This window comes from Mesorhizobium loti CJ3sym, assembly GCF_000472785.1.
GTDB classification, from domain to species: domain Bacteria; phylum Pseudomonadota; class Alphaproteobacteria; order Rhizobiales; family Rhizobiaceae; genus Mesorhizobium; species Mesorhizobium loti_E.
In genome coordinates this window covers 167,836-176,987 of the sequence record NZ_AXAL01000015.1, presented here as the reverse complement: position 1 = coordinate 176,987, position 9,152 = coordinate 167,836, and the positions used below count along the sequence as shown (strand labels likewise).

The 9,152-nt window shown below is 60.9% G+C and carries 8 protein-coding genes; 7 read left to right on the top strand and 1 reads right to left on the bottom strand.

Annotated elements, in window-relative coordinates; translation table 11 throughout:
- The first annotated feature begins 67 nt into the window (after positions 1-67).
- A complete protein-coding gene (locus tag A3A9_RS0121610) occupies positions 68-319 on the top strand; it encodes a GIY-YIG nuclease family protein (protein ID WP_027060638.1) in 252 nt (83 codons plus the stop codon).
- 97 nt (positions 320-416) lie between these two features.
- Positions 417-1,637: a porin gene (locus tag A3A9_RS0121605; protein ID WP_027060637.1), complete on the top strand. Its 1,221-nt coding sequence runs from the start codon at positions 417-419 to the stop codon at positions 1,635-1,637.
- 441 nt (positions 1,638-2,078) lie between these two features.
- Here the strand turns inward: A3A9_RS0121605 and A3A9_RS0121600 are convergent, their stop codons facing one another.
- Positions 2,079-3,761, bottom strand: a complete 1,683-nt coding sequence (locus tag A3A9_RS0121600; RefSeq protein ID WP_027060636.1) for a tetratricopeptide repeat-containing sulfotransferase family protein — start codon at positions 3,759-3,761, stop codon at positions 2,079-2,081.
- Positions 3,762-3,876: 115 nt separating this feature from the next.
- Here A3A9_RS0121600 and A3A9_RS0121595 point away from each other — a divergent pair, with 115 nt between their 5' ends.
- The 5 genes from A3A9_RS0121595 (at position 3,877) to A3A9_RS0121575 (ending at position 9,117) form a co-directional block, all read left to right on the top strand.
- On the top strand, positions 3,877-4,989 hold the full coding sequence (locus A3A9_RS0121595) for a pyridoxal phosphate-dependent aminotransferase (RefSeq protein ID WP_027060635.1): 1,113 nt from the start codon (positions 3,877-3,879) through the stop codon (positions 4,987-4,989).
- A 236-nt stretch (positions 4,990-5,225) separates the two neighbouring features.
- The gene (locus A3A9_RS0121590) at positions 5,226-5,870 is read left to right on the top strand and encodes a TetR/AcrR family transcriptional regulator (protein WP_027060634.1); all 645 of its coding nucleotides are present in this window, start codon (positions 5,226-5,228) and stop codon (positions 5,868-5,870) included.
- The gene (locus A3A9_RS0121585) at positions 5,839-7,002 is read left to right on the top strand and encodes an isovaleryl-CoA dehydrogenase (protein WP_027060633.1); all 1,164 of its coding nucleotides are present in this window, start codon (positions 5,839-5,841) and stop codon (positions 7,000-7,002) included. Before A3A9_RS0121590 ends, A3A9_RS0121585 begins: the two co-directional genes overlap by 32 nt.
- Before the next feature lies 1 nt (position 7,003).
- Positions 7,004-8,611, top strand: a complete 1,608-nt coding sequence (locus tag A3A9_RS0121580; protein ID WP_027060632.1) for a carboxyl transferase domain-containing protein — start codon at positions 7,004-7,006, stop codon at positions 8,609-8,611.
- 131 nt (positions 8,612-8,742) lie between these two features.
- The gene (locus A3A9_RS0121575; RefSeq protein WP_027060631.1) at positions 8,743-9,117 is read left to right on the top strand and encodes a hypothetical protein; all 375 of its coding nucleotides are present in this window, start codon (positions 8,743-8,745) and stop codon (positions 9,115-9,117) included.
- Positions 9,118-9,152: the final 35 nt, after the last annotated feature.

Sequence of the window (9,152 nt, the reverse complement as noted above, 5' to 3'; positions counted from 1 at the left end):
GCAGGCCACCCCGCGGCGCAAAGGGCGCGGGATGTCGCCCGAAGCTACGAAGTAGCGTAGGGGGACTATGTGGTACGTTTATTTCCTGCAGCTCCATAATGGTGACGTCTATGTCGGGTCGACAAACGACCTTCGACGCCGTTTCGAATCGCATCAATCAGGCTATGTGACATCGACCAAGGCTCATCTGCCTGTCGCCTTGAAGACGTATATTGCGGTCGAAACCGAGGCCAATGCACGGCAGTTGGAGCGGTATTTCAAGACCGGATCGGGCAAGGCTTTTGCTAACAAGCGATTCTGGCGAACCGAGCGCCGCTGACGACCAAAAATTCTATCTAGCTGATATAAAACGAAAAACAGCCATTGAATCTGCTTTTCTCCGACCTCCGCCTTCGATTCTGACTGGAGGTCAGAAAATGAACATTAAGAGCCTTCTCCTCGGCTCCGCTGCGGCCCTGATCGCAGTTTCCGGTGCGCGCGCCGCCGACGCCGTCGTCGTCGCCGAGCCGGAACCCGCTGAATACGTCAAGATCTGCGACGTCTACGGCGCTGGCTACTTCTACATCCCCGGCACCGAAACCTGCCTGCGCATCGGCGGCTATGTCCGTTATGACGTCGGCGCCGGCGATGTCGGCTCGTTCACCGGCGCACGCGCCGACGACGTGACCAGCGGCAAGAACCAGGGCACTTTCTACAAAGACTCGCGCTTCACGCTGAAGACCTGGACCGGCCAGGAAACCGAACTCGGTACGTTGAAGACCTATACCGAAACGCGCATGAATTTCCAGAATCACCCCCTGGACAACGGTGTCAGCAATGGCGGCGCCGGTAATGACAATGGAAACTCCTTCGACGCGCACTTCGCCTGGATCCAGCTTGGCGGCCTTCGTGTAGGCTTGGACGAATCGGCATTCGATACGTTCGTCGGCTACGCCGGCAACGTCATCAACGACACCATCGTTCCCTACGGCGGGTTCAAGACCGGTGTCGTCCAGTACTACTTCGACGCCGGCAACGGCTTCTCGGCGATGGCCTCTCTCGAAGAAGGTTCAGGCGGCGCCGACCAGGAACCAGGTGTTTCTTATGGTTATGGTCGCGGCACGGTCGACAGCTATGTTCCGCATATCGTCGGCGGCCTGAAGTACACGCAGGGCTGGGGTGATATCGTCGGCGTTGTCGCCTATGACAGCAACTACGAATACGCCTCGGGTAAGGTTCGCGTGGACATAAACGTTTCCAGCGCGCTGTCCCTGTTCGGCATGTTCGGTTACGCCAGCGAGGGAAAGCTTAACGACGGGGGCTTCAGCTTCGGCGGTACAACCTCCTTCGCTAACGGCCGCGGCTTCTACAAGCCGTGGGGTGGTCACTGGGGCGCCTGGGCCGGCGCCACTTACAAGTTCAACGAGAAGGCCTCGTTCAACCTCCAGGTGTCGGGTGATCAGTGGAAAGACTACGGTGTTGCGGCGAACGTTGCCTATACCCTCGTTCCCGGCTTCACGATCACGCCCGAAATCGACTACCAGCACGTTGGTTCGGGCGCTATTGACGCCGGCAACGTTTGGGCTGGTGCCGCGTATGCGGACGGTGTGAAGAAGAACTCCGTCGGCGGTATCATCCGCTTCCAGCGCGATTTCTAAGACCAGATATTCTGGGAGATACGAAAACCCGGCGGGCAACCGCCGGGTTTCTTTTTTTGTTTTGATGCATCCCGTTGTTCCAACGCAGCTGCGCACTTTGGGCATCATGCATGAGGAATAGCCAAGGTGAGCAGTGCTGCATTCGGCACCACCGCAAACGTTCGCAATTGGCTGAAGCCCCACAGCTTCGTTATCCTTGGGCGGAGCGACGCGAAGCGGAGCGAGGCCGCAAGGGTCCATGCATGACTTTTGCGGAGGCGTGCCGGATCACGGCAAGAATCCTCGGGTCAAGCCAGATCAAGCCCGAGGATGACGACGGCGCGCTGGCGTCGCATTGGCGCTTCTACCAAGCGCCAAATCACCCGATAAAGCGCGTCGCAATCTCTGGGATTCGCTTCCGCGCTTAATTCCTTGACAGGCTTTGGCCCGGGAAACTAACGGTCAAACGTCGGCGAGGTCTCCCAACGCTTCAATCAAGGGCTGGATCTCACTTTCGTAATTCTTCCAGCGCTTCATGGACGATTTGTAGATCGGCTGACGAACCTGCCAGCGGCTGGGCGTGGTGACCGCCCCTTCCCGGTCGAAAAAGCGTAGGCATGCGTCATCCCAGGGAAGGCCGAGATAATCGATGAGCCGGCGCGACTGCGCCTCTTGATCCTCTACAAGCGTCTCATAGCGATTTTCAAAGATACGACCCGGAAAAACCTCGTTCCAGTGACGCATCAGGCGGTCATATTCCCGATAGTAGAGCCCGAGTGCCCGCAGGTCTGTATTGTAGCTGTGTGCCGAACTGAAAGGCAGGACAAAGCACGACACGCAATTGTCGATGGCATCGCGGCGGCAGTGAATGATGCGGGCATTGGGAAAGAGCAGGGTGAGGAGGCCGATCAATTCGAAATTGTGCGGCATTTTATCGATGATTCGCTGCGCAGTCGGAGCGCGCTCCCGCAGATAGGAAAGATGCTCTTCGGCCAACGTCCTGGACAAGCCTTCGGTGACCGTCATAATCTGCTTGTCGAGATCAGAAGCGTTGGGTTTCAGACCCATCGCGTTCGCTACCCGCCTCAGCTTGCTAAGCTCTCCAGCGCCATGAACGTCGGGATGACTGGCGCATATTTGTTCGGTCAGTGTCGTCCCCGAGCGCGGCATCCCGACCACGAATACAGGCGCTTCCGAAGGATTGCCGTAGCCGGACCTTTCAGCAAAGAAGTCCGCCGTGAAGGTCTCGATCGATGCGTCAATGAAGCGGCGGTACTGGTCTATGTCGAATCTATAGCCTTCGGCCTGCTTCGCCTTCTTGAAATGGTCGAAGGCTTCCGCATAGCGCTTGAGGTCGTTTTCCACCTTACCGGCGGCGTAGTTGAGACTCGCTTTCGTCTCCGGCTTAATTCCCGGACTCTGCAACTCGCGCAGGATCGGCTGGAGTTCGGCCGGCTCCTCGGTGAATTTTCGGGTCTGCACAAGGTCGTAGTAGGCCGCCCCTACGTCGACGCGGTGTTCGATCGCCTCCTTAAGAAAGACGCCGGCCTCGTCCATGCGCCCAAGACCAGTGAGCGCAGCAGCCATGCCGATCCGCGCCTTGGGGTGATTACGGTTAATCTTCAGCGCCTTCTCATAAAGCGGCAAGGCCAGGTCGGGTTTGTCGTACTGGGTATAAACGCGACCCAGAGCACACAGGGCCTCTACAAGATCGGGCTGCGCTTCCAGGGCGTACCGGATGTGTTTGATCGCAGCTGAAAATTCGCTCACCTTGCCATAGGCCTCACCGAGGCTAAGATGGTAGTAGGGATTTCTAGGCTCCTCAGCGATCGCACGTCCGAAATAGCGCAAAGCCGCTTCGTCGTCGTAGCCCAGATAAACCGTGCCCATGATGTAGAGCGCCAGCGGATGATTTGGTGTGCGCTCCAGCACCTCGAGGCATATATCCTGGGCCTCGGCCAGCCGCTTGGCCTGTTGATGTTCATACGCCTGCATCAGCAATTGGTCATCAGGCCGCGCACGCGCGTCATTGGCGGCGCGCACGAGTGGTTTTGCTGCTGTCGGATTTGCTTGAGGCAAGCGCGGCTTCGGCGCGGGACCAGACTTGAGGTGTTTTGCCCAGGCGGGTGGCAGACGGTTGTTCATAGAATCTTGCTAGCAAAAAGCCACGAAGGAATCCAGCCTTCTGCACACTCCGCAAGCTTGCGCCCACCTTGTCGCCACGCTAGCAAGAAACTCCCTTTCCACGCGAGCCTCTGCCATGCTTCTGCGCCCGCCCCTCACGCCCGTCATCGCCGCGCTTCCGTCGACAGTGCCGTTTGTCGGCCCGGAAGCACAGGAGCGTGAGCGCGGGCGCGCTTTCCGCGCCCGCATCGGCGCCAATGAGAGCAGCTTTGGTCCTTCGCCACGCGTCATCGCCCGCATGGCCGAGATCGCCCGTGACATGTGGATGTATTGCGATCCCGACAATTACGATCTCAGGTTTGCGGCCGCCGCGCATCACGACGTGGCGATCGACAACGTCGTTGTCGGTGAAGGCATAGACGGCCTGCTCAGCCTGGTGGCGCGCATGTATGTGGCACCGGGCGATGCCGTGGTCACCTCGCTCGGCGCCTATCCGACCTTCAACTTCCATGTTGCCGGCGTCGGCGGCAGGCTGGTCACAGTCCCTTACGAGAATGACAGGGAAAGCCTGGATGGCCTGCTGGCGGCAGTCGTCAGGGACAAGGCGCCGATGGTGTATCTGTCCAACCCGGACAATCCGATGGGCAGTTGGTGGGAAGCGGACGAGATCATTCGCTTCATCGAAGCGTTGCCGGAAACCACGCTGCTGGTGCTCGACGAAGCCTATGGCGAATTGGGGCCGGCCTCTGCCCTGCCGCCGATCGATATTTCCAGGCCGAATGTCATCCGCATGCGAACCTTTTCAAAGGCTTATGGGCTGGCCGGCATACGCTGCGGCTATGCTGTGGCGGAGACGCAAGTGATCCGCGACTTCGAGAAGATCCGCAACCACTACGGCGTCAGCCGCATGGCGCAGATCGCCGGCGTCGAGGCGCTCGCCGACCGGGCCTATCTCCAGAAGGTGGTGGCGCGGGTGGCTGCTGGACGCCGGCGCATCGCTGACATCGCCGAGCAGAACGGGCTGAAACCGCTGGCCTCGGCGACCAATTTCGTCACCATCGACTGCGGCCAGGACGGCGCCTTCGCGCTGAAAGTGCTGCAGGGGCTGCTGTCGCGCGACGTGTTCATCCGCAAGCCGATGGTGCCGGTGCTCGACCGTTGCATCCGCGTCAGTGTCGGCCTCGACCATGAACTGGACATTTTTGCCGAGGAGTTGCCCGGCGTGCTCGCAGCGGCGCGAGGGAATTAGCAGTCGCCGCCCTCGGCGTGCCCTGGCAGCGATCTCGTCCAGACGCCACGGTGCATTGCCATTGCCCGAACGGACAGGCCGCTCCCTTCGCGGTGACTGAAGCCGTTGACCTGATCGAGCGTGATGCGGTCGCTCCTTACCTTTGGCCACATTGCCCTCCTCCACAATAGAACATTTGGCGACCACTTGAATTAATTGAACGTTCGTTTTATTATATTCGCCTTAGCGAGGCGATCATGGCGCGCACGACCGGATCCGATGGTGAAAAGACCGAGGCGGCCGTCCGCGAGGCGGCGGTCAATCTGATCGCGCGTTACGGCTATGAGGCGATGTCGATGCGCCAGCTGGCGGCCGAGGTCGGCGTCCAGGCCGCCGCGCTCTACCGCTATTTCCCGACCAAGGGAGACCTGCTGTTCACGCTGATGCGCGAGCACATGGAAGGGCTTCGCGAGGCTTGGGAAAACGCCCGCCCAGCCGATGCCGATCCGGCGGAGCAGCTTGCTGCCTATGTGCGCAACCACATCGCTTTCCACATCGAGCGCCGGCACGCCACGCATGTGTCGAACATGGAGTTGCGCAGTCTGTCGCCCGACCGGCTGACGCAGATCCTGCGCATGCGCACGGCCTACGAAAAGGACCTGCGCGCCATTCTGCGCGATGGTGCCGAGGCTGGCGTCTTCAGCGTCGAGGATACCGGCCTGACAGCGATGGCGCTGATCCAGATGATGACCGGCGTCATCGTCTGGTTTCGGCCGGGCGAGCGGCTGTCGGTCACTGAAGTAACGGCGACATATCTCTCAATGACAATGCGGCTCGTCGGCGCGAAGATCGGCGGCACGGAGGAAAAACATGTACACGAACACGCTCAGCTTCGGGCATGACGAGGATATCGAGGCGCTGCGCGACCTGGTGCGGCGCTTCGCCCAGGACAAGATCGCGCCGATTGCCGGCGATATCGATCGCGACAACGAATTTCCGGCGCATCTGTGGCGCGAGCTCGGCGCGCTCGGCCTGCTTGGCATAACGGCCGATCCGGATTTCGGCGGCAGCGGCATGGGTTATCTCGCCCACGTCATTGCCGTGGAGGAAATCTCACGCGCCTCGGCGTCTGTCGGCCTCTCCTACGGCGCCCACTCCAATCTCTGCGTCAACCAGATCAACCGCTGGGCAACGCCGGCACAGAAGCAGAAATTCCTGCCGCCGCTGTGCTCGGGCGAACGCGTCGGCGCGCTGGCGATGTCGGAATCCGGTGCCGGCTCGGACGTCGTCTCGCTCAAGCTGCGCGCCGAAAAGCGCAATGACCGCTATGTGCTCAACGGCACCAAAATGTGGATCACCAACGGGCCGGACGCCGAAACGCTGGTCGTCTATGCCAAGACCGATCCGGAGCGGAAATCGCGCGGCATCACCGCCTTCATCGTCGAAAAGGCGATGGCCGGATTTTCCGTGGCGCAAAAACTTGACAAGCTCGGCATGCGCGGCTCCAACACCGGCGAACTCGTGTTCGAGAATGTAGAAGTGCCTTTCGACAATGTGCTGCACGAGGAAGGGCGCGGCGTCGAAGTGCTGATGTCGGGTCTCGACTATGAGCGCACCGTGCTTGCCGGCGGCCCGATCGGCCTGATGGCGGCGTGCCTCGACGTGGCAATCCCTTACGTTCACGAGCGCAAGCAGTTCGGCCAGCCGATCGGCGAATTCCAGCTGGTGCAAGGCAAGCTGGCCGACATGTATACGACCATGAACGCTGCTCGCGCCTATGTCTATGCCGTCGCCGCCGCCTGCGATCGCGGCCAGACGACGCGCAAGGATGCCGCGGGCTGCGTGCTGTTTGCAGCAGAGAAAGCGACGCTGATGGCGCTCGACGCCATTCAGCTGCTTGGCGGCAACGGCTATATCAACGATTATCCGACCGGCCGGCTGTTGCGCGACGCCAAGCTCTACGAGATCGGCGCCGGCACCAGCGAGATCCGCCGCTGGCTGATCGGCCGCGAGATCATGGCCGAGGGGGTGTAACATGGCCGTCCTGCAGACCCAGATTTCCCCCTCCTCCGACACATTCCGCGCCAATGCCGAGCGCATGCGTGTGCTGGTCAGTGACATTTCTGAGAAGGCGGCAAGCGTCGACCGTGGTGGCTCGGACGAAGCACGTGAGCGCCACGTCTCGCGTGGAAAACTGTTGCCGCGCGAACGTCTCGCCCAATTGCTCGACACCGGCTCGCCTTTCCTCGAGATCGGCCAGTTCGCGGCATGGTCGATGTATGGCGAGGAGATTTCGGCGGCCGGGCTGATCGCCGGTATCGGCCGTGTCGAAGGCACCGAGGTGATGGTCGTCGTCAACGATGCCACGGTGAAGGGCGGCACCTACTACCCGCTGACGGTGAAAAAGCACCTTCGGGCGCAGGAGATCGCGCTGCAGAACAACCTGCCCTGCATCTATCTGGTCGACAGCGGCGGCGCCAACCTGCCCAACCAGGACGAGGTGTTTCCCGACCGCGAGCATTTCGGCCGCATCTTCTACAACCAGGCCAACATGTCGGCTGCCGGCATCCCGCAGATCGCCTGCGTCATGGGTTCCTGCACCGCAGGCGGCGCCTATGTGCCGGCGATGTCGGACGAGACAATCATGGTGCGCAACCAGGCGACCATTTTTCTCGGCGGCCCGCCGCTGGTGAAGGCGGCCACGGGTGAAGATGTCAGCGCCGAAGATCTCGGCGGCGCTGAGGTGCATACGCGGCTCTCCGGCGTTGCCGACCACTATGCGTTGGACGACGACCATGCGCTCGCCATCTGCCGTCGCATTGTCAAAAACCTGAATCGGAACAAGACCGTAAGCCTGAGCTTACAGAAGCCGATTCCGCCCCTTCATCCGGCGGACGAACTCTACGGCATCGTGCCGACAGACCTGCGCCAGCCCTACGATGTGCGCGAGGTGATCGCGCGCCTTGTCGACGGTTCCGAGTTCGACGAGTTCAAGCAGAACTACGGCACCACGCTGATCACCGGCTTTGCCCATCTCCATGGCATGCCGGTCGGCATCATCGCCAACAATGGCGTTCTGTTTTCCGAAAGCGCGCTGAAGGGCGCGCATTTCATCGAACTGTGCTGCCAACGCAGGATCCCGCTGGTCTTCCTGCAGAACATCACCGGCTTCATGGTCGGCAGAAAATATGAAGCCGGCGGCATCGCCAAGGACGGCGCCAAGCTGGTGATGGCTGTCGCCACCGCCAAGGTGCCGAAGGTGACCGTCATCATCGGCGGTTCGTTCGGCGCCGGCAATTACGGCATGTGCGGCCGCGCCTATTCGCCGCGCTTCCTGTGGATGTGGCCGAACGCCCGCATCTCGGTGATGGGCGGCGAACAGGCGGCAACGGTGCTGGCCATGGTCAAGCGCGAAGGCATCGAGCGCAAGGGGGGGGAGTGGAGCACCGAGGAAGAGGCGAAATTCAAGAAACCGATCCTGATGAAATACGAACATGAGGGCCACCCGCTCTATTCGTCAGCGCGCCTGTGGGATGACGGCATCATCGATCCGGCCAAGACACGCGACGTGCTGGCGCTCAGCCTGTCGGCCGCGCTCAACGCCGAGATCGAGGACACGCGCTTCGGCGTGTTCAGGATGTGAGATGAACGCCATGGGGGAGATCATCCACCCGCTCACAAAATTGCGAGCCGCCTTTGTCGAACTGGCAGCAATGGAGAACATTCGCTACTGTTCATACTTGAAGCGCGTCGTGCAATGGGGATTTTCTGAAAATGAAGCTGAAATATTTGCCGAAGGCATGCACCTCAATACTTTCGGCACTTCTTATAGTCTCGGCATGCGGCTCCGGCGTGGCCGGGTCGCTGGCGGGAAGCGAGGGAGACAAGCGGTTCCCGCCGGCGCTGACCAGAGATGCCAAGTCGCCATGCAACAAAGGCTACAAGGCCTATGTCGCGGCCGGCGGCCATTCGGCCTACGCCACCACGCCGTATACCAGGGTGATGTCACTATACATCATATGCGGCTCAAGCCTGAATGCCCCGTCGCAGAAGGTCGCCGAAGCGGCAGCAATGAAATCCTGCGTGGCCACACGTGCGCGCTACAAGGTGACGAACGGCGGCGCATGCGAGATCGCCGCGTCCAAGTAGGCCGGCGCCTGCCAATATGGCGCCGCCCGAGACTG

Excerpts from the sequence above, each read along its gene's own strand:
- A3A9_RS0121610 (WP_027060638.1), top strand. The coding sequence starts at position 68 with ATGTGGTACGTTTATTTCCTGCAGCTCCATAATGGTGACGTCTATGTC.
- A3A9_RS0121605 (WP_027060637.1), top strand. The coding sequence starts at position 417 with ATGAACATTAAGAGCCTTCTCCTCGGCTCCGCTGCGGCCCTGATCGCA.
- A3A9_RS0121600 (WP_027060636.1), bottom strand. The coding sequence starts at position 3,761 with ATGAACAACCGTCTGCCACCCGCCTGGGCAAAACACCTCAAGTCTGGT.
- A3A9_RS0121595 (WP_027060635.1), top strand. The coding sequence starts at position 3,877 with ATGCTTCTGCGCCCGCCCCTCACGCCCGTCATCGCCGCGCTTCCGTCG.
- A3A9_RS0121590 (WP_027060634.1), top strand. The coding sequence starts at position 5,226 with ATGGCGCGCACGACCGGATCCGATGGTGAAAAGACCGAGGCGGCCGTC.
- A3A9_RS0121585 (WP_027060633.1), top strand. The coding sequence starts at position 5,839 with ATGTACACGAACACGCTCAGCTTCGGGCATGACGAGGATATCGAGGCG.
- A3A9_RS0121580 (WP_027060632.1), top strand. The coding sequence starts at position 7,004 with ATGGCCGTCCTGCAGACCCAGATTTCCCCCTCCTCCGACACATTCCGC.
- A3A9_RS0121575 (WP_027060631.1), top strand. The coding sequence starts at position 8,743 with ATGAAGCTGAAATATTTGCCGAAGGCATGCACCTCAATACTTTCGGCA.